Origin of the sequence: Streptomyces sp. NPDC088762, from assembly GCF_044750905.1 — a bacterium.
GTDB lineage: Bacteria > Actinomycetota > Actinomycetes > Streptomycetales > Streptomycetaceae > Streptomyces.
This window is the reverse complement of sequence record NZ_JBIVKT010000023.1, coordinates 13,926-38,658: the sequence shown is the minus strand read 5'-3', so window position 1 is coordinate 38,658 and position 24,733 is coordinate 13,926. Positions and strand designations below refer to the sequence as shown.

Below are 24,733 nucleotides of genomic sequence, written 5' to 3'. Positions count from 1 at the left end.
CATTCCGGTTTTCTTGAGTTGAATCGGCTGACCTCGATTGGGTGTTATTGGGGCACATGCGCCAAAATCTTGGGGCTGATTCGCGAAGAGGCTATTGCGGTTCGCACTGTTGTGGCAATACGGTTCCGTTGATCTTGCGGTGCTGGTCACAGGCCGTTTCTTTTCGGCCCTCATGGGGCCGCGCACTTGGGGTGGGGACTGTCAAGGTGCGTTCATCAATGCGCAGATCCGTCGGCATGCCTGTTAGAGGCTGGAGACGTCGGGCTCTGCTCGTCACAGTGATGACGGCAGCGATGTCACTCGTCGTGCCGTTGGCCAATGCCGACGTGGTGGTCGGGTACAAGTACACGGGCAAATCCTGGGCGGATGGCGAACTGCCGGGTATGCCTGTGGTGAAGGGGCATCCAGCTAAGGGCTCTGCCAAGCCCCCTGCCCCGCGTACGCCGCAGGGTGCGCGTGAGCTGCGCGCCCACGTCCCCAGGGCTCCCCAGTGGCCGACGGCGGACACGGCAACAGTCACGGTTGGTCAGACCGCCAAGGCGGCATCCGGTGCCGTGCTCTTCCCGGACAGTGCCGCCCTGGCGCCGGTCACGCCCGTCCGGGCCGGGAAATCGCCGGTATGGATAGCGCAGGCCACGCCTGCGCCCGGCTCGTCACGGTCCACCGTCGGAGCGCAGAGCGCCCCGGCAGCCGACGGCCCGGCCACGGTCCGGGTGCAGACGGCGAGCCGGAAACAGGCTGCATCGGCGAACGTCAACGGCATGCTCGTCGGCGTCGCGCCCTCCGACGGGAAGGCCAGTGGAGGCCGGCTGTCCGTAGGGCTCGACTACAGCACGCTGGCGAACGCCTATGGCGGCGGGTGGGCATCCCGCCTGCACCTCGTGTCCATGCCCGGGTGTGCACTCACCACCCCGTCTGTTGCTGCCTGCCGGGTTCAGACTCCCTTGCAGACGGTCAATGACCCGTCGTCCCAGCGGCTCACCGCCAACGTCGACATGCCCAGTAGTACCCCCCAGTTCAAGGACGCGGTCCTGTCTGGTTCGACGACCCCGCTGATGACTGCGGCTGCGGCGACCCAGTCGACCGCCGTCGCGGCGGTGTCGGACACGGGTGGCTCGCAGGGCGACTACGCGGCGACCTCGCTGTCCACCTCTGGGTCGTGGACCCAATCGGCCTCCGGCTCCTTCACGTACAGCTATCCGATCGCGGTCCCGCCGTCGCTCGGCGGCAAGGGGCCGTCGGTGGCCCTCGGCTACGACTCGCAGTCCATCGACGGCAAGACCTCAGCGCGCAACTCACAGTCCTCGTGGATCGGTGATGGCTGGGGCTACTCCCCGGGGTTCATCGAGCGCTCGTACAAGACGTGCAAGCAGGCCGGGATAGAAGATTCGGGTGACCAGTGCTGGGCGGGCTCCAATGCCACGCTGTCGCTCGGCGCACACACCGGGCGGCTGGTGCGGGCCAGTGACGGTGTCTACCACCTGGAGTCCGACGACGGCACCAAGATCGAGCGCTTGACCGGCGCAACGAACGGGCTGTGGGAGGGGGAGCATTTCAAGGTCACCACGACCGATGGCACCGCCTACTACCTCGGTCTCAATCACAGTCCTGGTACATCTTCCGACGCCGCCACCAACAGCGCTTGGGGCATCCCGGTCTACCACCCGAAGTCCGGCGACCCCTGCTACAGCTCGGCCAAGGGCGATGCGTCCCAGTGCGATCAGCAGCTTGGCTACCGATTCAACCTCGACTTCGTCGTGGACCCGAGCGGCAATGTCCAGCGGTACGACTACGCCACGGAGACGAACTACTACAACATGGGGTATGGGCAGGTCGCCAAGGATGGCGAAGGCGGCACCCTGACCCAGTACACCCGCTCCGGCTATCTCACTCGCATCTCGTACGGTTACAAGCTCGCAGACGCTGCCGCGGGCAGGGATCCGGCAGCGCGGATCAACTTCGACGTCAGGCAGCGGTGCACGACCTCTGATGCCGTCTGTAAGCCCGAAAACCTGAAGTCGGACACGGCGAGCAACTGGCCGGACGTTCCGTACGACATCAATTGCCCGTCCACCTATAAGACAAAGGGCGAGGGCGACGACGTCTGCAAGGCCGGCTCACCCACGTTCTGGTCCACGTATCGCCTCAAGGAGATCACCACCCAGATCAAGCTCGATACACGCTGGCAGGATGTCGACCGGTACACCCTCACGCACGTCTTCTCCGACGCGGGCGGCGTCATCGACCCCGTCACCGGCAAGACCGTCGATTCGAAGAACGCCGGGCTCCTCCAGTCCATCATGTGGCTGTCCTCCATCCAGCACACGGGCCTGGACACGAACGCCGGGGGTACCGGGGCGGTCTCCCTGGAACCGGTGACGTTCACCGGCATCGAGATGGACAACCGCGTCGACGGGCTCACCCCCGGGGCGCCACCGCTGTACCACCCGCGGATCTCAAGCATCCGGACGGAGATGGGAGAGTCCGTCTCCGTCAAGTACCAGGACCCGGAGTGCTCTCGGGTCAAGGGCACTATGCCGGTCTCGGCAGACGCCAACACCATGGCCTGCTATCCGGCCTACTGGTACCCGTCGGGCGCGGCCACCCCATTGGAAGACTGGTTCGTAAAGACTCTGGTCACCGAGGTCGTGAACAGCGACCTCACCAAGGCGGGCTCCCCCGCCAAGGTCACGAAGACCACGTACGGCGGCGGCGCGGCCTGGCACCGTGACGACTCGGAGCTCACCGACGACCAGTACCGGACGTGGAACAGCTTCCGGGGGTACCGCACTGTCACCACGACATCCGGTGTGGCGCCCGATCCCATCACGCAGACCGTGTCGACGTACCTGCAGGGCATGGACGGCGACTATAAGGCGGACGGCACCAAGCGTTCGGTCTCCATAGCGAACTCCCTGGGGGAGTCCACGCCGGACGAGGGCTGGCTCGCAGGCTCCGTGTTGGAGACGCAGGTCTACACCAAGGCTGACGGAACGGTCACTTCCAAAACCCTTAACGGTCCGCTTTCCTCCACGGTGACGACAAGCAGCTCGCAGACGGCGTGGACGTCGAAGGAACCGGCACCAGCAAAGCTCTCCACCCTTCCGGACCTGACAGCACGGAGGGTCAACGCGGTCACCAACCGCTCGTCGAATCTGCTGTCCACTGGCAAGTGGCGCACGACGAAGAATGTCACCACGTATGACAGCCTCGGCCGTCCCTACCAGATCAACGAGAAGGGTGATGTAGACCAACCGGCCCAGGAGAACTGCACCACTGCCAGCTACGCGTCCGCGCCCTCGGACAACCCGATGATGCTCATCTACCCGAGCGAGACCATCGCAGTAGCCGGCCCCTGTACGACCACGCCCGGCCCCAGCACGACGCTGAGCCACAAGCGCTTCTTCTACGACGGGGACGGCTCCGTCAGCAGCCCCGGCACCTACGGCAAGCTGGGACAGGCATGGGCCGCCGACGGAAAGACGCACTCCCGCGGCTACACGACCGCCGTCCAAGTCGCCACCAAGTACGACGGGGCTGGCAAGCCGGTCTTCCAGACCAACGGTGCCGTCACCTATGACGACTTTGGCCGGGTCACGAAGCAGCTCGACGCTTTGTCGAACGCCACCACTACGACGTACTCACCTGCCACGGGCACGCTGCCCACAAAGGTCACCACGATCTATCCCCAGCCGTTTGGCTGGACCTCTACCTCCGACCTGGCACCCACTCGAGGTCTGCAGAAACGGACCGTCGACGCCAACAACCGCGTCACTGAAAGCACGTATGACGCGCTCGGCCGACGCACCCAGGTGTGGACTCCGGGCCGGGACAGGGCCACGCAGTCAGCGGACCGTAAGTTCACGTATGCCGTGAACATTGCGGGCGACAGTCCCAATCCGCCTTCGGTGACCACCGAGACCCTCCGTGAGGACGGGAGCTACGGAAAGTCCGTCACCATCTACGACGGCATGCTCCAGGTCCGCCAGCAGCAGACGACGACCGCGAACAACTCCGCGGGTCGCCTGATCGCCTCGACGTCGTACGACAGCCACGGCTGGACCGTGTCCAGCATCGCGGCTTACGCGGACCCGACCACCGACCCTGGCACCACCATGTGGGTCGAGACGGAGAACACCGTCCCGTCCCAGACCAGGAAGGTCTACGACGGCCTGGGCCGGGCCACCGCTACCCAGCAGTGGTCGAAGGGCGCCCAACTCTGGCAGTCGACCACCACCTACTACGGTGCGGACAAGACCTCCACACAGCCGCCCAAGGGTGGCCAGGCCACCACGACGTACACGAACGCGCTCGGTCAGACGACGTCCACCCAGACCCGGGACACCACGGCAGACCAGAAGCTGACCGCCGGCACCGCGATCCTGTCCGGGACCAGCGTTGCCTCGCGCAGCGTGCAGCTGAACATGCAGGCAGACGGCAACCTCGTCCTGACCGGAATCGCCAACAACAAGGTGCTCTGGGCCTCCGGCACCGCAGGGAACCCCGGCGCAACCGGCAGCGTGCGGGCGGACGGCAGCCTGGCCGTCATCAGCACGACGGGAACCGTCCTGTGGTCCTCGGGCAGTGGCACGCCGGGTTCGACGGGCGCCTACGCCATGGTCAAGGCCGATGCCACCCTGCAGATGTACAACGCAGCGGGCACCAGCATCTGGACCTCTGGCACTGCCGGCAAGGCCACCGCGGCGGATACGACGACCACGTACACCTACACCGCCGCCGGCAACATCGATTCCGTTAGCGACACGGTCGGCAACAAATGGACATATGCGTACGACCTGCTGGGTCAGAAGACATCGCAAACCGACCCGGACGCCGGACTCAGCACTTATGCCTACGACCTGTTCGGCCGCCAGATCCTCGCCACCGACTCCCTGGGCAAGAGCCTCTCCTACACCTACGACAGCCTGGGGCGTAAGTCCGGAGAGTACGAGGGCACGAGTACCACCGACCAGAGCAAGAAGCTGGCGGAGTGGACGTACGACACCCTCGCCAAGGGATACCCCACGTCCTCCACGCGGTTCGTCGGCGGAGCGAACGGCCGGGCCTACACCAAGAAGATCAACGGCTATACGACCGCCTACCAGCCCACCGGAACGACGACGATCATCCCGGCCGAGGAGGGCAAGCTCGCAGGCACCTACAAGGCGACCGCTCAATACACCCCCGAGGTCGGCCTCCTGGCCTCTACCACCTATGGAGCTGATGGCGGTCTCCCGGCCGAGACCATCGGCTACGGCTACAACCTGCAAGGCCAGCTGACGCAGACCGGAACCGCAACCACGCCGTATCTGAACAAGGCTATCTACACCCCGCTGGGCCAGATCATCCAGTCCACCTACGGTGTCTATGGCAAGCAGCTGCGTACAGCGCAGACGTATGACGAGGCGACCGGCCGACTGGCCACCGCGACAACCAGTCTGCAGACGGCCAGCACATCCCCGATCGACGCCACCACTTACGCCTACGACGAAGCAGGCAACCTCACTGGCACGAGCACCGTTCAGTCCAGCGGCGGCACAGTCACCGGCACGGACACCCAGTGCTTCCTCTACGACGGACAGAACCGCCTGGCCCAAGCCTGGACGGACACGAAGGGGCTTGCCGCACCGACAGCCGGACAGCTCTCCCGATGCAACACCCGCAAGCCGTCACCGTCGACCATCGGTGGCCCGAGCCCGTACTGGCAGTCCTTCACGTACAACCGGCTGGGTGACCGTACGCAGCAGGTCAAGCACGACACCGGCGGCAACCCGCTCAAGAACGTCACCCAGAACAGCGTCTACCCGGGCGACGGCACGGCTCCCGCCGCCCAGCCCAACACCGCCACATCCATCATCACCACGGGACCGGACGGGATAACCACTCTCACCCCGCACTACGACCGGGCCGGCAACACCACCAGCCGTGACACCAAGGTCGGCGCAGCGACAGCGACGACACAGACCTTCACCTACAACGCCCAGGGCCGCACCCAGAGCGTCACTACACCCAAGCCCGGCGGTGGCACCCAGACCGCTGACTACTTGTACGACGCTGACGGGGCGCTTCTCCTCCAGCGATCGGCCGACAGCGATGTCCTGTACCTCTTCTCCGGCGCAGAACAGCTGAACCTCACCAAGTCGACGAATACCGTCAGTGGCCTTCGCCACTTCACCAACCCCGACGGAACTCGCATCACCCGTTCGTCGACCGGCACCGTTACCTACCAGCCCACGACCCGCCAGAGCACGTCTGAGCTGCAGATCGATGCCGCGACGCTCACCGTCACACGTCGCGCCTTCGACCCCTACGGCGCACCCCGAGGCACCGCACCGCCCAAGTGGGCCGACAATCGCGGTTACCTCGGTCGACCCGTCGACACCACCAGTGGCCTCAACCTCCTCGGCGCCCGCAACTACGACGCGGCCCTAGGACGGTTTCTGACCGTCGATCCCATCTTCGAAGCCGGCGATCCCAACCAGATGGGAGGCTACGCCTACGCCAGCAACGACCCGGTCAACATGAGCGACCCGTCCGGGCTCTTGAGCTGGGCCGACATAGGCAAAGGCCTGTCCGGCATACTCGACGCCGTCTTCGGCGGAGGGAGCGGCAACTTCTTTGGCCCTCTGCTTAACCCCGGCGGGTGGGCGCTCAACAAGCTCACCGATATCTACAACGGTGACAACGAGACCTGGAATGGATGGACGGGCTACGAGGGGCCGGATGAAAAAGTACCCAACCTTTGGGGCGATCACCCCACCGCCGAACTCTTCGACGTAGACCAATCCTCTGACGCTTACAGGTGGGGCTACATCGCAGGTATAGTCGGGGCTCTCCTGGTCGACGGTGTCGGCCTCGGAATTGCCGCTGTCCAGGGGTACCGACTGTACAAGGCTGCTGGCAGTTTTAAGGAAGCCTTTAACAGCCTCAAGAACCTCATCAAGGGCGACCACCCGGAACCTCCGCCTGCAAAGGCGGATCCGCACACCACTCCCGACGAGGTGGCACCGAGTACGCCCAGTACGGGCACACCCAAGTCCGCTGAGCCAGGCGGTTCGGACGGAGGATTCAAGGACAGTCCGAGAGAAGATGGAAAGGTTCTCGCCAAGGCGCGCGAAGAAGCAGATGCCACGTCACATAGTAAGGAATTCTCCTCGAGAACTCGCCCTTCCGCAGCGGAGGCGCTGGAGCTTCCGAATGGCAGGATGTACAGCAGTGCGAGTGTAACCGGAGAGGCACCCCAACTTCATTCCTTCGTCAAAGAGATTCTCGATGCTGTACCTCCCCTTGAGCGGGGAAAGGCGCATGGGATGTGCGGTCTGCCTATCTGTATTTCGCAGGCACTGTCAGATGGGCATAACCCGACTGGAGCGCGAGTGGCTGCTGTCATGGTGCGCAACCAAACCACTCATGAAAAACATGGCAATCGGATCGGGCCGTGTGATAGTTGTGTCTCTCTTGAAGACGCGTTCGATCTGGACTTCACGACTGCCGGAGGGTTGGATGACTAGATTTTCGAGGGATGTGGAGGAGGAGCTCTATGCGGCGGGTTGGGTTCCAGGAAGGTTGGTGGAAATTGATGAATGGACTTCAAGATTCGAATCTGTAGGGCTCGTGGCGCACGATGCTGCACGGCAATTTCTGGCTGAGTTCGGAGGCCTAAAGTTCGTCTTTTCTGGTCCAGGCATCGAGTGTGCGCGCGAGCCCTTCGAACTTGATCCTGAATTGTGTGACGGAGAGGAGGATCGATTTATTGAATGGGGCGAAGAGCTTGGTATTTCCTTCTTTCCTGTCGGTCACCTCGATTCGGGTCGATTCTTTCTTGGTATTGACGAGACCGGTACGCTCTACCTCATTGAAACGTGGGTGGCCAGCTTCGGTAAGGTGCCAGAAGCGTTCGAGCGACTTCTGCTCGGGCTGAATCCGGAGAGGATCGGCTAAGAGTTCGTGTTGCGAGCGCGATTCGTCTGGTTTGGGGAGTCACTCGCAGGACGACTGGGGGGGTGTCGGTCAGAATGAAGGTCTGGGTCGATGTGCTCGGATATGCCGCGGCCGGTGTGGTGAGCGCGGGCCGGGGTCGGTCTGGCTTCGCCGGTTAGAATTTTCATTTGTGCACTGCAATCGACGAATCGGTCGTCACCGTATATGCGGTGACGACCGATTCGTGTTCTCCAGGAAATTTTCTCGATCGGTCAGTTCAAGGCGAGGTCGTGCCTTCGATTTTTGCGGACCCACAATGGAGCATCTTGCATCCCCAGTCGTGCTCAATGCGGCCCCCCTCCGACTCCAACCTCGCCGACCGAAGCGCGCTCCACTGCCCCTCCTCCCCTCGGATAACATGCCATATCCGAGGTGATGAACTAGGCGTGACGGAGGGTCACGGCTGGCCGCCCGGACCGGCTGGAGGAGGTAACGACCGAGTCATGAGCACCGACCCCGCTCCGGATCGCACCCTGGTGTACGCGAAGGACATCGCGCTCGCCGACGTCGAGGGGCTCGAGGCGTTCCTCAAAGCGCGGGTTGCTCCCGCAGCGGCCGCTCAGCGGGGAAGCGACGAGCGGCACGTCGCGCGCTCGGTCCACTCCGTCCTGCACGTCCTCGCCGGCAACCTCACGCACTGGCTCCGCTACGACCCCGAAGCGCTCCCGCCCCAGGAGGAGGCGCAGCTGCGCAGCATGATCCGTACGAGCTGGAGCGCCTTGGCGGCGCTGGTCTCCCCCTGGGCGTGGCACGAGGACTACGACCTTGCCCGGTGGCACAACGCGAAGCACTGGGACGCCGACGAAGCCGCCGAGTGGGAACGGCGCCTGGCCGAAGCCGCCGCGGAGCAGCGCCGCGAGGATGCCCGGTGACGGCCGGCCGCCCCGGGGCCGCCCCGCGCTATGCCACGGACATCACCGCTGACGACGCGTGGGCGGTCTACGTGAGTCAGTCGTGGGACGACCTCTGCGCCCTCGTCCGCCCGTGGCGGGGAAGTAAGGGATACGACGACGTGCGGTGGCGCAAGATGCTCTTCAGAGACGCGGCCCAAGAGGCGTACGACGACCGTACCTGCGCGGAACTCGGCATCACCCCACGTGCGGAGCGGCCGTGACCAGCGAGATCGCGCACACCCGCGGCGTCATCGACGCGGAACTCGTCGAGGCGGCCCTCCCGCATCAGGCAGCCGGCTCCGGCGTCACGCCGTACGACCCTGCCGTGGCCGCCGTACTCCGCGCTCTCGACCATGGCGCGCAGGAGCATCTGGACACGGTCCGCCCGCGCAAGACCAGGGTCGGGTACGCCCGGGACTGGGCGCTGTGGGAGGAGTTCCACGGCTGGCTCGCCGAACGCACCGGTGTCCCGCTGCCGGTGACGGCCGTCGACAGGGGCACCCTGGTGGCGTTCGTGGCATGGCTGGACGAGGTGAAGGAGGCGGCGCCCAACAGCATCGACCGCCGCATCACCGGCGTCACCACCACCGCCCGGCGCTCGCCGTACAACGTCGAAGTGCCCAAGGAGGCCACCCTCGCCGCCCGCGCCGCGCTCAAGCCGCTGAAGAACGACCGCCTTCGCATGGCCCGCGGCCGCGGCCAAGCCGCCCCGGCGAGCCCCGCGCAGCTGCGGGCGATGAACAGCGCAGACCGGACGGAGGGCCTCCCCGACCTCGCCGTTTACCGCGACCGCGCGCTGGTCACGATGGCGTTCGGAATCGCCGGCCGTGCGGAGGAGGTCAGCGCCCTCACCCTGGCCGACATCGTGCTCGTGGACGAGGGCCTGGAGGTGCACGTTCCGTCGGTCAAGGGGCGGCCCGCCCGGGACGTCGAGATCGCCTGGGGCGCACACCCCGACTCCTGCCCCGTCCTGAACTGGCTCGCCTGGAAAGGCGCGGCCGAGGCGGCGGGCCTCGGCGACAGCGGCCCCGCCTTCCGGGCCGTCGACCGCTGGGGCCACCTCGGCACGCGCCGCCTCTCCCCCGACGGGTGCCGACTGGCCATCACCCGCAGCGGGCAGCGGGCCGGGTTGAGTACGAAGCTCACCGGGCACTCCATGCGCTCCGGTTTCATCACCACCGGCGCCCGCAACGGCAAGCGCCCGGACCAGCTGCGCCGCCAGTCGGGCCACAGCCCTTCCAGCGCCGTCTTCTGGGAGTACGTCCGCAAGGGCGCCCGCTGGGAGGAGACCGCCAGCCAGGGCATCGGCCTGTGAGCGCCGCCTTCAGCCAAGCTCTGCGACCTCACTGACCGTGGGGCCGACGATGACGGCCGGAGACCCTCCCCTGCGGATCGAAGCAGCTGAGGCCGCGCTCGCGAGCCGGCTAGGGCAGACGTCCATCACTTACCGTGCCCTTCCGCACGTGTGCGGAGTCGCCGTCAGGCCGTGCGCCAGCGGCGGAGGGTGTCGTCGGAATGGGCCGTGAGCCAGGTGCCGTCCCCCAGGGCCAGGGGGTCGCAGCAAGTGGTGGCCGGGTAGGCGATCTCGGCGGTGGGGCGCAGGGTGTGGGCGTCCAGGAGGAGGTGGCGGTTGTCCTCGCCGTCCTGGTCCTCGGCGATGGCCGCCAGGACGCGGCCCGCGTCGAGGAAACCCGGTCGGTAGCCCACGAAGCGCAGGCCGTCGGGGAGGACGTCCTCCGAGTCCGCGCTGACGTCCGGGTGTCCGGGTTGGTAGCGGCCCAGCCAGTCGCCGCCCACGTCCAGTTTGAGGAACGCGCCGTCGCGGGCCAGGCCGGCGAACGGCTCGTCCTCGTAGCCGACGTGCTCCGCGTGCGGGGTGTCGCCGTTCAGGGTGACGAGCAGGGCATGGAAAGTGTCGCCCTGGGGGGCGTCCAGGAAGATCTGGGCCGGGTCGGTCAGAGATTGCTGGAATCCGTATCCGGCGGAGGCGGACGGGAGGACCGCCTGCCCCAGGAAGCTGCCGTCGGTGAGGTCGAGTACGACGATCAGGTCGCCGGGGTAGGAGCCGTCGGGGTGCGTCGGGCCGGGTGTCGTCACCAGCAGCCGGCGACCCGAGGCGTCGGCGGTGCAGGCGCCGGTGGCGATGCGCTCGTCGGCCCAGGGCGCATGCTCGTACGTCCACCGCGTCCGTCCGTCCGCCTCGACCACGGCGACATACCCGCTGCCGACCACCGCAAGGGCACCGTCCGGGATGGGGGAGGCGAACGAGGCGCGGGGATAGGCGCCGGGTGTCGCGCGGAACTCCTGTCCCTCGAAGACCCGCGAAGGATCCTCGGAGATGCGTGCGAGGACCAGATCCTTGTCCTCTCTCCCCAGCATCCAGACCGCACCGTTGCGCACCTGCCAGGCGTCGGGCCGGAAGTAGCCCGCCCCGATCCCGGGAAGACGCTCCTCGGCCAGCAGCACCGCGTTGACATGTGTGATTTCCATGCCGCCTGTTTACACGGGTTTGTGTCGGGAGGGCCAATAGAACTGCTTCTGCTGAGTCCCCTGGGTATGGGGGTGGAGCAGTCCGTACATGGCTCCGCCGCTGCCCCGGATGACCGGTGCACAGAACTTGTTGCAGACGACGTTCGACGCGGCACCGTGCGAGGGCAGCCACGTGGGTTTCGCCTGGTCCCCGTTCATCCTGCTGAGGAAGGCGAGGATGTTCTGCTCGGCGTGACCGCCCTTGTCGCCCTTGGGGACCTTCATGTATTCGCTGCTGGGCAGTGGGACCAGCCCGAGGGACTTGGCCAGGGCGATCTGGGCGGCGTCCAGCTTGCTCTTGCTGGTGCCGGCTACGAAGGTCACGGGGCCCTTCGGGGTCTGCGCGTGGATGACGGCCACAGTCTGGAGACTGCGGGCCTTTCCCTCCGGTTTGAGGTTGTTGATCTGGGTGGCCATGTCCTCCAGGCTCTGCATGCACGGCGCGAGGCCCATCGGGTCGCACATGGTCGCCGGGTTGTCGACGTAGCCGACCGGGTTCGGGTCTGGCTCGAGACCGAGGGGGTCCGGGGTGATGTAGCGCCCGGCCTCGGGGTCGTAATGGCGGAAGTGGTTGTAGTGCAGCCCGGTCTCGGGGTCTGCGTACTGGCCGGGGAAGCGGAGCGGCGTGTACGCCGTGGCGTCCCGGTTCCAGGTCGTGGTGCCCCACTGTGTGGCCCGGCTGTACCACGCGATCCCGCCGTCCTCGCCGACAAGTTCTGTCGGGGTGCCTATCAGGTCGGTGACTATGGCGAAGAAGCGGGCGTCGAACGCGTCCTGAGTCGCGGCGTTCGTGATCTCGGCGGCGTCCGCGCTCTGCGCCGAAGTTCCCGCGCGTCGCGTTTCTGCCTGGGCCAGTGGGCGGTAGCCGTCGTACTCCCACGTCAGGGTGGTGCCCGTGGCGCTGTGGGTCTGCTCCGCGATCCTGCCGCCATCCCAACTGAAGACCGTCGACTCGACGATCGTGCCGTCCGTGTCGTGCCGGTGCTTGGCCGTGCGCCGGGCGAAGGCGTCGTAGGCGTAGGTCCACAGCACGCCGTCCGGCGTCGTGCAACTGGTCAGCCGGTCCTCGGCGTCCCAGGTGTACCGCCACACGTCGGGTTTGCGCGACAGCCTCTTGCGCCGGCGCTCGACGACCCGGCCGGCCGCGTCGTGCGCGAAGCGCAGCGCCCCGGCCGAACGCAGCCGCGTGCCGTCCAGGGTGCGTGCACCGCGCGATTCCGGGTACGGGGCCCGGTCGGGCCACGAGGCCTCGGTTTGATTGCCCTCGCTGTCGTATTGGTACGACTCCTGCCAGCCGTGCGCGTCCACCCCCAGCGGGCGACCGACCGGGTCCAGCCGGTACCGCCTGGTGTCGCCGCTCACCTCCTCGGTCACCGCTTCGAGGAGATGGTCGCCGCGATAGGTGTAGCTGCGCGAGCGCTGCGTCCGCGCCTGCGCCGTCAACGACTGCTCGTGCACCCGTCCCATGGGGTCCCAGGCAGTTGCGAGGGCGATCCGCGGATCGCCCGGTCGGCCGTACGTACGGGCAACCTCTCGCCCGCGCGCGTCGCGCTCGAAGGCAAGCTCGAATGACAGCGCCCGGCCTGCCAGTTCCATGCGGACACGGTTGCCGGCCGCGTCGTACTCTTCCGCCGTGACCACCCCCGACGGGGTGGTGCGGCCGGTGCAGCGGCCCGCCGCATCGTACGCATAACGCATGGCGCGGCCGTCGACCACCTCGGCGACCAGCCGACCCTGCCGGTCCCACTCCCACGTCGTGACCGACTGGGGCGACCGCGCGGCGGTGAGGCGGCCCGCGTGGTCGTACGTGAATGTGGTGACCCGTCCGTCCACGTCCTTGGCCGCGAGCCGACCCGCGTCGTCGAAGTGATGGGTGACTGTCTGGCCGAGCGGATTCGTCCGGGCCAACAGCCGGCCCGCCGGGTCGTGCCTGTACGTGAGCGTCCGACCATCGAAGTCGGTCTCGCTGACCATCCGGCCGGCGCTGTCATACGCGTAACTCCAACGAGCTCCCGCCGCGTTGCGCACCTCGATCAGCCGCAGCTCGGTGTCGTACCCGAACTCGTAGCGTGCGCCGTCGGGCCCGGTGCGGGCGACCAGCAGGTCGAAGTGGGTGTACTCGTAGCGGGTGGTTCCGCCGTTGCCGTCGACCTCCTCCAGGCAGTTGCCCTCGCCGTCGTACGTCCACCTCAGCTCGGTGCCGTCCGGCTCGGTACGCCGCAGGCGCTGACCCTCCACGCTCCACTCCAGGTGGGTGGTGCCACCGAGCGGATCGGTGAACGAGGTGGGCCGACCGAAGGCGTCGCGGGTGAAGGTCCACGTGTGGCCCAGGGCGTCCGTGCGGGCCATCGGCAGGCCGGCCAGGTCGGGACGGAAGGTCTCCGTGTTGCCGAGCGCATCAGTGACCGCCACGATGCCGCCACGCCCGTTGTGCTCGTAGCGCGTCACCGTCCCGTCCGGGGCGATCAGTGCCGTGTTGTTGCCGGCCTCGTCGTACTCACGCAGCCACACCGCGCCGTCCGGGCCGGTCACCGACGTGGGCATGCCGTGCTCGTCGTAGGCGGCGGTGGTCACCGAACCGTCGGGCTCCCGCACCGCGGTCAGATTCCCCTGCTCGTCCCAGGTCCAGGCCTCGGTCCGGCCGTAGCCGTCGGTGCGGCTGAGCAGTCGGTCGTAACGGTCCCACGTCTGCCTGACGGTGTAGCCGGACGGGTCGGTCTCGGCGACGACCTGGAGCAGCTCGTTGAGCTGGAAGACGGTGGTGGCGCCGTTCGAGTCGGTGTAGCGGGTGACCCGCGGCTCGGTTTCGTAGGCGAAGGTGGAGGAGAGGAAGCCGTCGGGGCCGACGGTGCGCACCACACGGCCCTCGGCGTCGTAGACATAGGTGAACGTCGAGTTGTTGCGGTCGGTCCACGAGGTCATCCGGCCGTCACCATCGTAGGCGAACCGCTGGGGCAGACCGGAGGAGTTGACCACTGCGGCCAGGTTGCCGTGGTCGTCGTATCCGTACGTCGTCACGGTCACCGGACCGTCGGGCGTGCGGAGGGCGAGTGCGGTGATCCGGTCGTCGGAGGCCTGGAGCTGGGCGACGTAGCCGGCGTCGTGGTTCACGGCTCGGGGGCAGCCGTCGGACCCCCGGGAGACGCTGATGCCGTTGCCGTTGCGGTCGGTGATCTCGGTGAGCCAGTAGGCGGTGGAGAGGCGGTACGGGCTGCCGGTAAACCTCCGGACCGTACCGAGCAGGGGGTCGGTGACAGCGTAGGTGGTCTCGTCCTGGTCTTCGCCGTCATGCAGGATTCCCAGTCGGGGCCCTTCCAGGGGCATGACCGGATCGTCACCGGGCCGCGGGAGGCGCGGGTAGACGAGGAGCGAGCCGTCCTCTCGGGCCCATACGGCGCCACCGCCCACCGGATCGGGCTCAATGCGTTCGTCAAGGGTCGAAGCCCAGCTACGACCGAACCACTGGCCATAGCGGTACCCGGACAGATGGGTGCGTCGCAGGACCAAGGGCAGCACACCGGCCAATGACAGGTCTGTCTGACCGAGGGTCATCTCGCCGGTGGCGATGTCGACGGGGTCGTTCTTGCAGGTCTTGCGCCCCAGCTCGATGCTGTGGCGGCGAGGTTCGTCCTTGGCCTTGTGAGTGTGGTCGGGGCGGGTGCGGTCAGCGTCCCCTGGGCCACGCCGCCGGTCCCCCGCCGGGCCGTCGCCCTGGCCGTGCCGACGGCCGTCGTCGTCGCCTTGCCTCTTCTTCAGCCGGTTGAAGCTGTCGTGGATGGCGTCGTCGTTCTTCTTGTGGCCGGTGGATATGTGTTTGACGGCCTTGGGGAGGGTCGTGCCGACGTGGTCGCCCATGGCTTTGGTGGCTTTGGTGAGGGCTGCCATGGCTTTGTCCGCGACGGGGTCGATGGCCTGGGCTATGGAGTCGCGGCCCCGCGTGCGGCCGTGGTGGGACCTGGCCTTGGTCAGCTTGGAGGCGGTCTTGCCGTGGATGTTGACGCTGACGCTGTTGAGGCTCGTACCCGCGCGCGCGTGCTCGGAGTGATCGATGTGGAGGTCGACCAGACCGGTGCCTCCGCCGGCGCCCCCGCCGCCGGCGGAGGCGAGGTGGAGTGCGTCCTTGCCGGACTGGACGCCTTCCTTGAAGCCGTCCTTGCCCGCGTTCTTGGTCTGGTCGAGATCGACGCCGTCCTGGAAGCCGAGGGCCATCGAGCCGAGCTGGACGACGAGGTCGGCGGCCATGCCTTCGAGGGCGGCGACGGCCGGTTCGGTCATCGCGGAGACGATGTAGCCGACGGCCTCCTCGACGCACTCCTTGATCAGGCGCTTGACGACTTCCTGTGTGGCACGCATCGCGGCCGCACCGAACAGGGCCGACAGGCCCGCGGTGACCGGGATCAGAGAGAGCGCGATACCTGCTTCAGCGGCGAGGTAGCCGAGCTGCACCAGCGCCGCATACTTCATGGCCTCGACGGCGCCGGCTGCCATGTCCATTGCACCCGCGATGGTGCGGGCCGCATCCGCGATATCCTTGAAGTGCTGGCCCTTGACCTTGTTCCAGTGCTGGTTCAGCGCCTCGATCGACTCACCCCTGCTCGCGGACAGCAGGCGCTCGATGTGGTTGTTGGCAAGCTGCCCGTCGTCCAGCAGGTCCTCGGCGAACTCGCGGAGCGAGTCAGCCATATCCCGGTAGGCGTCCTCGTCCACATTCGGCCAGGCCACACCGATGAGATCCAGCAGTGTGTCCGCCCAGTCGGGCACCGTGACAGCCACGTGACCCCATCCCCCCGTGGTAGCCATGATCGAATATTCGAACAGTCATACCACGTGCACGATCTGACGGATAATCGGGATCTGGCCACAGAGATGATTTGCCCTTGCGAACCTGCGTCGCTGATGTCAGACGAACTGCCCTGGACCGCCAGCCGTCCGGCCAAGTAGCCGTCGCAAGAACCGCCGGTCTGCGGGCGTGTGGGGATCTCAGCGATGCCCGCAGCCGGGCCCTGACTGGTCAGGCAGGGGCGGGTTCCTTTGAGTTCCTTTTGGCCGGTGCGCCGGTTGGCGCGCCCGGGCTGCGGGGTTGGGCGAGGAGGGTTGCGCAGACCATGGCGAGGTCGCCGGCGACCTCGGTGTCCGTCAGGGGCTGGTCGAGTACGAGATAGCCGAGGGCGGTCGCGGCCGCCGCCGCGGCGAAGCCGAGGGAAGAGGCGGCCAGTGGGGGGAGCCGCGGCCGAGGCGGTCGAGTTTGGTCACGACGAGCTGGTCGCCTTCGCGGGCGACCAGGAGGGCCTTGTCGAGCTCGGGGCGGCGGGCGAGCTTGCCGCTCACCTTGTCAGTGAAAACCTTCTCGCAGCCGGCCGCGCCGAGGGCGTCCTGCTGGGCTTCGGGGTGCTGGTCCCGCGTACACGGGAAGCGTTACAGTCACGACCTGCGGGAACGTCCTGTCGATCTTCGTGTCTCACGAACGATCGTTACCGTTCTTTAGGTCGCGTTCCTCCGCCTCCTCCCTCCAGTGGTCCAAGTTGGCCCGGGTCGCCAGGGTGTTGGGATGGTCCGGGCCCAGCACCCGAAGCAAGTCCTCCAGCAGACCGGCAAGCGCTGCTGCGGCCCCGGCCGCATCCCCCGCCTCCCCGTGCCACCGGGCGAGATTGTGCAGGGTGACGCGGATCTCGGGGTCGTCCGGGTCCAGCACCCGCACCTGGTCCTCCAGCAGGGCGGCAGACGCTTTTGCGGCCCCGGCCGCATCTCGCTCGCCGTACCTGACCGAGCACATCCGCCGCTTCGGCGAATACTCCACCCACGAACTGGGCCTTGAACCGGAGGCGTACGACCCGCCCCTGGACGTCGACTTCAGCCCGCTGCGCGGACACGGTCAGCCGGAGGCCGACGGCTACGGACAGGCAGCGTGACCTCGGTGGCAGGGCAGCGAGTGGTCGTCGGATCGCCGATGACAAGATCGGGCCATGGGATTGAACATAGTGGTCGGGGTCCTCGTCGACGCCGAGGACGACGACTACACCGCGATGGTTCGCACTGACTTCGTCGCTATCGGCGAGCTTTTGGAGCGTGCGGGAGCGCGACAGTGGGCTGAGCCCGACCTCGATGAGGAGGAGGGCGCGGAGTTCGAGGCGTGGGGTTACTCGGGCCTGCACAACGTTCGCCGTCTCGCTGTCCACCTTGCAGCGAGCGGGCGCCTGCCCGAGCCGTTGGACGGCAGCCAGCGGGCGACTGACGACCCGCTCCTGAGTGAGGTGTACGAGGCTCTCCCGAGTGATCCTCCTGGACCGTTCGACCATCTGGTCCATCATTCGGACTGCGAGGGCTACTACGTCCCCGTCGACTTCGCCCACGTCATCGTGGACAAAAAGGCACCGGGCGGCTACCTGGGGTCTTCGGTGCGTCTGCTGGAGGAAGCCCGTCGACTCGCTGAAGCCCTCGGTCTTCCGGAAGACCTCGATCCGCACTCCGAAGAGGTCTTCGAGGCCGCCGATGCCGAGAAGCTGGCCACCGCGGGGTGGCGGCGCTACGGCGTCGAGTCCTATGTATGCCTGCAACTCCTCCACGCTGCGAAACTCTCGATCTCGACCGGAGCGGCCATTGCCTTCAGCTGAGAAGGTGTCGTCAAACGAAAACAGCGGTTATCGGTGAGAACGATCTTGTTCAGGGTGTGAGGGCGCTGACCCTGTTCTCGTACTCGCGGCGGGCCTTGCGCTGGGCCGGGACCGCGGGAAGGTCCTGGCTGCCGTCGAGCGGCTGGCAGCGGGCGAGGAGCCCTCGGTGCACGGCGGGGACGGCGCTGACGCGCAGGGTGTAGCCCTGGCCGCGCCGTACGGTCGTCCCCTGGTCGAGCGCGGCACGCTCGACGGGCTCCAGCTCGGTGGTGCGGAGGTAGTCGGCGACGTTGCCCGGCATGTCGAGGGTGACCGGCAGCTCCGGGGCAGACGCGTCCTCCTCGTTGGCGGTGTGGTCGGGCAGGAGGTCGGCGACGGCCGTGCGGATGGCGCCGCGGCTGACCCGGTGCTCGCGGGCGAGGGCGGCGATGGAGCGCCCTTCCAGGTACGCGGTGCGTACGGCGTCGGTCTTCGTGGCCGCAACCGGGGGGCGGCGCCCGCCCTTGCTGCCCTTGGCCTCGGCGGCGCGCAGCCCGTCGTACGTCAGCTCGCGCTGGAGGTCGCGCTGAAGTTCGCCGGCGGCCCCGAGGGTCTGCACCATGAACTTCACGGTGGACAGCAGCTCGCCGGTGCGCGAGTGGCGGGCGGTGAGGTCCATCGCTGAGAACGCGCCGTCGTGGATGCGCAGCGCCACCTGGTCGCGGTGGAGGACGTCGAGCACGTCGAGGATGTGGCCGGTGCCGCGCACGAGGCGGAACATCTCGGAGACGTGCAGGGTGTCGCCCGGCCACGCATACGTCAGCAGCTCGCGGAACGTCGGGCGCTGGAGGGGGTGGAGGCGGCTGGAGGTTCCCGGGTCCTCCTCGAAAGACGACCGGGTCCTCGATCCCGGGTCCTCGATCCCGGCCTCGTCCAGGACGAGGTTCTGCCGGGGGGTGGACTGCTGGTTGGTCGAGACCCGCTTGTAGACCAGGTTCGCCACCGAGGGACCCCTTCCGTACGGAGTATCGGACCCTATCTGTCGTCAAATCCTGTCAGCAATCAGCATCGGATCTGATTGGATTCGCGGCGCCGCGAACCCCCGGATTGCGGGGGTTCATTGGACGCGTCGACCGCTTGAGCTCGCCATCGTTTGCCGACAGGCGAGCTCTCGGCGGGGGCGGCGGGCTGGTCTGCTTGCCGGGAATCGGATCGCCATCCACGGGGTTGGTGGGGGAAAAGCCGTTATTGGAGGGCCATGAGAGCGATTCAGGTGTACGAAGTGGGCGGTCCCGAGGTGCTGCAGGAGGCCGAGGTGGACCAGCCGCGGCCGGGTCCGGGCGAGGCGATCGTGGAGGTCGCCGCATCCGGGGTCAACTTCCTCGACGTCTACCACCGCGAAGGCCGGTACAGCCTCCCGCTGCCCTTCACCCCGGGCGCTGAGGGCGCCGGCACGGTCGTCGAAGTTGGACCCGGCGTCGCTGACGTGGCAGTCGGGGACCGGGTCGGTTGGGTGGAGATTCCCGGCACGTATGCCGAGCGAGCCGTCGTGGACTCCTCCCGGCTGGTGCCGCTGCCCGACGATATCGGCTTCGAGACAGCCGCCGCCGTGCTCCTCCAAGGCATGACCGCGCACTATCTCGTCAAGGACGCCTACCCGGTTCAGGGGGGCGACACGGTGCTCGTGCATGCGGCTGCTGGTGGCATGGGGCTGCTTTTGACCCAGCTCATCACCCAACTCGGCGGCAGGGTGATCGGCACGACGTCGACCACAGCGAAGGCCGAGCTGGTGAAGCGTGCCGGGGCCGCTGAGGTGATCCTTTCCTCCGCAGTCGACGATCTCGCAGCCGAGGTGAGGCGGCTCAACGGCGGTCAGGGACTGCCGGTTGTCTTCGACGGCGTCGGCGCGCACACCTTCGATGCGAGCCTCGCCAGCCTGCGAACCCGCGGCCATCTCGTGCTCTTCGGCGCGGCAAGTGGTGCCGTGCCGCCGTTTGATCCGATGCGGCTCGCCCACGGCGGTTCGCTGACCCTGATCCGGCCCAGCCTCGGGGACTTCATCGCCGATCGGTCCGAACTGCTCCGACGGGCCGCCGATGTGTTCGAGTGGGTGCGCTCCCAGGCGCTTGAGGTCACCATAACGGGCCGCTACGCATTGTCCGAGGCCGCCCAGGCCCACAGCGATCTGGAGGCTCGGCGTACCACCGGCAAGCTGCTCGTCGTACCCGATGTGGAGGAGACGCAGAGCTGATCGCGGGTGACGAGATGGGGGATCTTGAAGACTGAGATGTCGAGGGCATGACCGACCATCATCGCCAAGATCCCCGACAGCGTCAGGCACCCAGCAGGCCAAGATCAAGTTCTGGCGGGTTTGCGTATCTGGGTCACACCCCCAGTACGCACACTGCGTAGGCGTCGCGGTCCACCGCCCCCGGCGGCAGGTCGGGGTTGGAGAACACCGCCTTCTTCCAGGCCGGCGGCACCAGCTTCTGGTCGATCTCCCTCGGCAGCAGCGGCTTGGCCTTCACCTTGCGCCTCGCCAGCGCGGGCAGGCGCTTCACGGCCTCCGGCACCCGCTTGCCTCCGGAGGCGGCCCCGAGCGCGCTCGACTCGCCGAACAGGGAGAGGAAGAGGCGCACCGTGCTGTAGCGGCCGGCCAGCTGGCGGCGCATCTCCGCCTCTGCCTCGTCGTCCCAGGGCGGCAGCAGATCGTCCAGCAGCCGTACCGCGGCCTCGACCTCTGCGCGCGGCCCGACCTCGGCCTCCAGCGCCCGGAACATCGCCGCCGCGTCCAGGTCGACGCCCGTCTCGGCGACCAGGTCCAGCTGCTCGCTCCACAGCCGGTACACCGCCTGCACCGTACGCGACGCCTTCGCCAGACGCGGCCGGGACGCCAGCGCCAGCCACTCTTGTCCGTGGCCAGCTTCGCCACGTTCAGCAGCTTCACCTGCATCAGCAGCGCGAACACGTCCAGCGCGTCGTCGATCGCCGACGCCTCCAGGTGCCGCACCACCGAGGTCAGCAGCGCGGTGCGGCGCGGCTCCGGGGTGCGCTCCAGGATCGGCGCCTTCGACCCCAACCCGACCCGGGCCAGCGTCGCCAGCCGGTTCCGCTCACTTGTGACGAGATCCAACGACTGTTCATCACGCTCGTCAATCTACGGCTCGTCGGCCAAGGAGCCAACGGACACTGAGCGAGACAGCCTCGACCGACGTGCTTGTGCCAACACGTGGAAAATAAGAGCAAGAAGCACCCCTCTAATATCCGTATCCCTCGGCTCCCGCCCCCGCCCACCCCGGATGCTCCATGGTGCGTCATGTTCGGTTCGGGGCTGCACGAAGCGAATCGGCTCGACACGAACCGAAACGATAGGCCAGCTGTGACAGGGGGCGTGGGGCTCCGTAGCTTCTTGCTCTTATTCTGACAGGACGGTTTCGAACCTGGGAGGTTTCCGATGGGCCGCACGCCCGCACCCCGTTCCTCCGGGCATTCCGCCCGCGCCGCCGTCGCAGCCTTCCTCGCGACCGTCCCCGGCGAAGCCACCCGCGCTCTGAGGCGCACCTACCTCCAGGAGTACCTCGCCCACCTCGCCACCGCCCGCCGGTGCCCCGAAGCCGACCTCACGCGCGCCGACCTCCTCGACCCAGCGCGCGCCGAAGCCTGGCTCACCGACGCCGCGCGCGGCCTGACCCGCCGGCGCAACAGCCTGCGCGGCCCCTCCGCCCCTGCCTCCGCCAACTCCATGGCGGCCCGCACCAGCACCCTCAACACGTTCTCCGCCCACGTCGGCCACCCCCTCGCCCTCACCGTCCCCAAGCCGGAGTTCGCCCCCCGCCTGAGCCCCACCGAGGCCCACCGCACCCTGAAGCTGCTCACCGCCCACCAACCCGACGGCATCCTCGCCTCCACCTGGGAACGCACCACCGCCCTCATCGCCCTCGCCGTCACCACCGGCCACGGCCTCGGCCACCTCCACCCCATGACGCTCGACGACCTCCAGCTGGACCGCCCGCTCCCCCGCGTACGCGCCGCCGGCGCCTGGTACCCGCTCGACACCGTCAGCCGGCACGCCCTCACCCGCTGGCACACCACGCACCACAGCCTCACCGCCGGCCACCGTAAGACCCTCCAGGGCGGTGACGTCCACCAGCTCTGGGTCACCACCACCCCTGGCCGCCCCCGCGGCAGCCGCCCCGCACCTCCCGCCGGCCTCCCCGCCGCCCGCCGTACCCTCGAAGCCGCCCACCGGCGCCTGGTCACCCTCGCCCTCGGCACTCCCCTCCTCCTCGAGCAGTTCTGTCCTGCCGACCCCGCCAGCGGATGAAGCCCCCTGGGCACCCGTAGCCGTGTGACCTGCGAAAACCACGCCACCTGCGAGGAGCGTGCGCCCAGCGTCGCCGGAGTGCTGCGGGGAACCCGCGGGGCACGGGATACTGGACCCATGGCCACGATGTCCCGCCCGCCCGTGCCGCCGGCCTCTGGCGTCTCCGCCGCCGCCGGCGTTCCCGCCGCCGACGTGCTGCGCGCCCGCTACGCCGCGCGCCTGCCCGCGTCCCTGGCCGATCTGGCCGGACCGGTTTCCGGGACCGTGAAACTGCCCTTGCACATCGCCTGGTCCGGTATGCGCGCCTACGACCTCGACCAGCCGCGCCAGCGCATGAGCCTCTACCGCACCGTCCTGGCCGAAGGCCACCGCGAGGACCTGACCGCCCTGCTCGACGCAGGTCTCCTCGCCGCGCAGTGGCCCGTCCTGCGCACGCTGGTCAGCCGCCACATCCGGCAGGTATGGGAAGACGCCTTCCCCCGGCTGGCGGACCGGGCGAGCGCCGCTGCGTGAAGCTGACCGCACTGCACCGGAGGCTGCTGGCCGACGTGATCGCCATCGGCAGCCCCTACCCCCTGGTCATCACCGGCGGGTACGCCGTCCAGGCCCACGGCCTCGTCGACCGGCTCAGCCAGGACCTCGACGTCGCCACCGAGAACCCCGCCCCCATGGCGGACATCGCCGCCGACCTCGCCCGGCAGCTGACCGCCCGCGGCTGGCACATCACCGTCATCGGCGTCGACCCGCTCTCCGCCCGGCTGATGGTCACCGACCCGGCCGACGGCGCCCAGTGCGAGGTCGACGTCCTCAAGGAGAACCTCTGGGCCGCCCCCGAGCCCACCCCATACGGACCTGTCCTCGCCTTCGACGACGTGATCGGTACGAAGGTCCGCGCCCTGGCCGACCGCGGAGCGGTCCGCGACCTCATCGACGTCCACGCCGCCGCCCAGCACCGCACCCTCACCGAACTCGAACGCCTCGGCCGACGCCACGGCCGCGACACCTTCCGCCTCGACGACCTCCACGACCGCCTGGTGGGCGCCGACTGGTACGACGACGAGGAGTTCGCCGCCTACGGGCTCGACCAGAACGCGATCACGGACGTACGGACATGGGCTCACGACTGGGCCACCGCCCTCGAACCCAGACTCGACAGCGAGCACGACGAACCCCTCTGACCGGCGCGACCAGGGTCCCCTGACCGCAGGCGCCCCGGGCGGCCGTCTCAAGCGCCCGCGCCGCTACCCGTTGCGCTCCTCCCCATCTGACGGGTACTCACCACCGCTGTCATCGGCGGGTGCGACCCTCACTTCATGGGACGACGAATTCAGATATGGCCCTTGTCCTGGATCGCGGCACGTAAGCGCCGCAAGGGCGCGGAGGAGGCAGAGAAGCAGACGGCCGACATGACCCTGGCCCTGGCCCGGCTCGGGGTGCAGCGTCCGGTGCCGGCGCGGGTGCGCTCGGCGCTTCGGCTCAATGCCTGGGCGATGCAGGACACCGGAGTGGTCGTGCGCTTTCCGTTGATACTCATCGGGGTCGCGTGGTTCGGTGCCGTGATCCGGGTGGGCTTCTCGCACGCCGTCTCCCTGAGCAACGTCCCGTTGACGGCGCTGGAGGTCCTTCCTGGCCGCCTCGCCGGCTTCATCACGGACGAGCCCGGGTGGTTGGTGGGGGTGTACGCGGTCGGGGCACCCTTCGCCGTCACCGCGGGCGCGTTCGCGTTCGCGTCCATCTACATGGCACCGATTGCCGTCGGATACATGGCGCACTCAAGGCGGTACCCCCCGGACATTGCCGACCAGGCCCTGCACGTCCAGGACCTCCGCTACGGCCTGGTGGCCAAGCTGGCCGAAGCGATCACTGCGTGCGCGTCGGCATACGGAGCAGGTGGATCCCGTCGAGCCGCGTCTCTGCGCAGAACCTTGGCGCACAAACTCAAAGGCGTGGAGACGGGTGTTCTCCGGGCCTACTCCACGCGGGGCATGGTGCCGCTCCGTTCGCATCGCCGAAAGCCGCTGCGCGCGCACGCCCGACTCGTGGCATCGCGTCTGCGGGCCGCCGAGGCGCGGTTGGACGTGGACGGCGACGCCGCCCTTCCGGAACTGGCCGAGCTCCTGCTGACGATCGCCGAGCGGTACGCGCACGGACAGGTGGGCGCCCTCCTCGATGCGAAAGACCTCGAGGGCGTCGAACCGGTCCGGGACCGCGAGCCGTTGCGGGTGGTGGCGGTCATCCTGCTGACGGTGGCCGGCGCCATCGGCGTCTCGCTCCTCGCATTGCCCGGCGCCGCCGAGGGCCCGGCCATCGCCGGTGTCGGCCTGCTTGCTCTGACGCTCGTGTACGGGCGGCGTGCCGCCAGGAAGACCAACATCCTCGGCCCGTTCGGCAGCGGGGGCAGCGCCCCGTAACCGCAG

15 protein-coding genes and 2 pseudogenes are annotated in these 24,733 nt (G+C 67.9%); 11 read left to right on the top strand and 6 right to left on the bottom strand.

From position 1 onward, the window contains the following. The first annotated feature begins 293 nt into the window (after positions 1-293). The 5 genes from ACIP5M_RS33800 (at position 294) to ACIP5M_RS33780 (ending at position 10,188) form a co-directional block, all read left to right on the top strand. On the top strand, positions 294-7,511 hold the full coding sequence (locus ACIP5M_RS33800; RefSeq protein ID WP_401204248.1) for an RHS repeat-associated core domain-containing protein: 7,218 nt from the start codon (positions 294-296) through the stop codon (positions 7,509-7,511). Positions 7,512-7,524: 13 nt separating this feature from the next. After that, positions 7,525-7,941, top strand: a complete 417-nt coding sequence (locus ACIP5M_RS33795) for an SUKH-3 domain-containing protein (RefSeq protein WP_401204245.1) — start codon at positions 7,525-7,527, stop codon at positions 7,939-7,941. A gap of 482 nt (positions 7,942-8,423) precedes the next feature. After that, the gene (locus tag ACIP5M_RS33790) at positions 8,424-8,852 is read left to right on the top strand and encodes a hypothetical protein (protein ID WP_401204242.1); all 429 of its coding nucleotides are present in this window, start codon (positions 8,424-8,426) and stop codon (positions 8,850-8,852) included. Further along, positions 8,849-9,094: a hypothetical protein gene (locus tag ACIP5M_RS33785; protein WP_401204239.1), complete on the top strand. Its 246-nt coding sequence runs from the start codon at positions 8,849-8,851 to the stop codon at positions 9,092-9,094. The genes ACIP5M_RS33790 and ACIP5M_RS33785 overlap by 4 nt, the downstream gene beginning before the upstream one ends. Then, on the top strand, positions 9,091-10,188 hold the full coding sequence (locus ACIP5M_RS33780; RefSeq protein WP_401204236.1) for a tyrosine-type recombinase/integrase: 1,098 nt from the start codon (positions 9,091-9,093) through the stop codon (positions 10,186-10,188). Before ACIP5M_RS33785 ends, ACIP5M_RS33780 begins: the two co-directional genes overlap by 4 nt. A 164-nt stretch (positions 10,189-10,352) precedes the next feature. Here the strand turns inward: ACIP5M_RS33780 and ACIP5M_RS33775 are convergent, their stop codons facing one another. The 4 genes and pseudogenes from ACIP5M_RS33775 to ACIP5M_RS33760 form a co-directional block, all read right to left on the bottom strand. Beyond that, positions 10,353-11,363 (bottom strand): hypothetical protein, encoded by a 1,011-nt coding sequence (locus tag ACIP5M_RS33775; RefSeq protein WP_401204233.1) that lies wholly within the window; start codon positions 11,361-11,363, stop codon positions 10,353-10,355. Between the two features lie 9 nt (positions 11,364-11,372). Next, positions 11,373-16,175, bottom strand: a complete 4,803-nt coding sequence (locus ACIP5M_RS33770) for an RHS repeat-associated core domain-containing protein (RefSeq protein WP_401204230.1) — start codon at positions 16,173-16,175, stop codon at positions 11,373-11,375. A gap of 363 nt (positions 16,176-16,538) precedes the next feature. After that, positions 16,539-16,793: pseudogene (locus tag ACIP5M_RS33765) on the bottom strand (recombinase family protein); the annotation flags it as partial. A gap of 67 nt (positions 16,794-16,860) precedes the next feature. Next, on the bottom strand, positions 16,861-17,199 hold the full coding sequence (locus ACIP5M_RS33760; RefSeq protein WP_401204228.1) for a hypothetical protein: 339 nt from the start codon (positions 17,197-17,199) through the stop codon (positions 16,861-16,863). Between the two features lie 166 nt (positions 17,200-17,365). Here ACIP5M_RS33760 and ACIP5M_RS33755 point away from each other — a divergent pair, with 166 nt between their 5' ends. Next, positions 17,366-18,013 (top strand): hypothetical protein, encoded by a 648-nt coding sequence (locus ACIP5M_RS33755; protein WP_401204226.1) that lies wholly within the window; start codon positions 17,366-17,368, stop codon positions 18,011-18,013. 49 nt (positions 18,014-18,062) lie between these two features. Here the strand turns inward: ACIP5M_RS33755 and ACIP5M_RS33750 are convergent, their stop codons facing one another. Further along, positions 18,063-18,995, bottom strand: a complete 933-nt coding sequence (locus tag ACIP5M_RS33750; protein ID WP_401204223.1) for a recombinase family protein — start codon at positions 18,993-18,995, stop codon at positions 18,063-18,065. Positions 18,996-19,250: 255 nt separating this feature from the next. Here ACIP5M_RS33750 and ACIP5M_RS33745 point away from each other — a divergent pair, with 255 nt between their 5' ends. Beyond that, the gene (locus ACIP5M_RS33745) at positions 19,251-20,243 is read left to right on the top strand and encodes a quinone oxidoreductase family protein (RefSeq protein ID WP_401204220.1); all 993 of its coding nucleotides are present in this window, start codon (positions 19,251-19,253) and stop codon (positions 20,241-20,243) included. A 142-nt stretch (positions 20,244-20,385) separates the two neighbouring features. On the opposite strand, the pseudogene ACIP5M_RS33740 reads toward ACIP5M_RS33745, so the two are convergent. Then, a pseudogene (locus ACIP5M_RS33740) lies at positions 20,386-21,101 on the bottom strand (Tn3 family transposase); the annotation flags it as partial. 345 nt (positions 21,102-21,446) lie between these two features. Here ACIP5M_RS33740 and ACIP5M_RS33735 point away from each other — a divergent pair. From ACIP5M_RS33735 to ACIP5M_RS33720, 4 genes are all read left to right on the top strand, one after another. Then, positions 21,447-22,316 (top strand): hypothetical protein, encoded by an 870-nt coding sequence (locus tag ACIP5M_RS33735; RefSeq protein ID WP_401204217.1) that lies wholly within the window; start codon positions 21,447-21,449, stop codon positions 22,314-22,316. Between the two features lie 126 nt (positions 22,317-22,442). Next, complete coding sequence (locus ACIP5M_RS33730) at positions 22,443-22,829, top strand: hypothetical protein (RefSeq protein WP_401204381.1); 387 nt, start codon at positions 22,443-22,445, stop codon at positions 22,827-22,829. Then, the gene (locus ACIP5M_RS33725; protein ID WP_401204215.1) at positions 22,826-23,494 is read left to right on the top strand and encodes a nucleotidyl transferase AbiEii/AbiGii toxin family protein; all 669 of its coding nucleotides are present in this window, start codon (positions 22,826-22,828) and stop codon (positions 23,492-23,494) included. Before ACIP5M_RS33730 ends, ACIP5M_RS33725 begins: the two co-directional genes overlap by 4 nt. A 135-nt stretch (positions 23,495-23,629) precedes the next feature. After that, the gene (locus tag ACIP5M_RS33720; protein ID WP_401204212.1) at positions 23,630-24,727 is read left to right on the top strand and encodes a hypothetical protein; all 1,098 of its coding nucleotides are present in this window, start codon (positions 23,630-23,632) and stop codon (positions 24,725-24,727) included. The last annotated feature ends 6 nt before the right edge of the window (positions 24,728-24,733 follow it).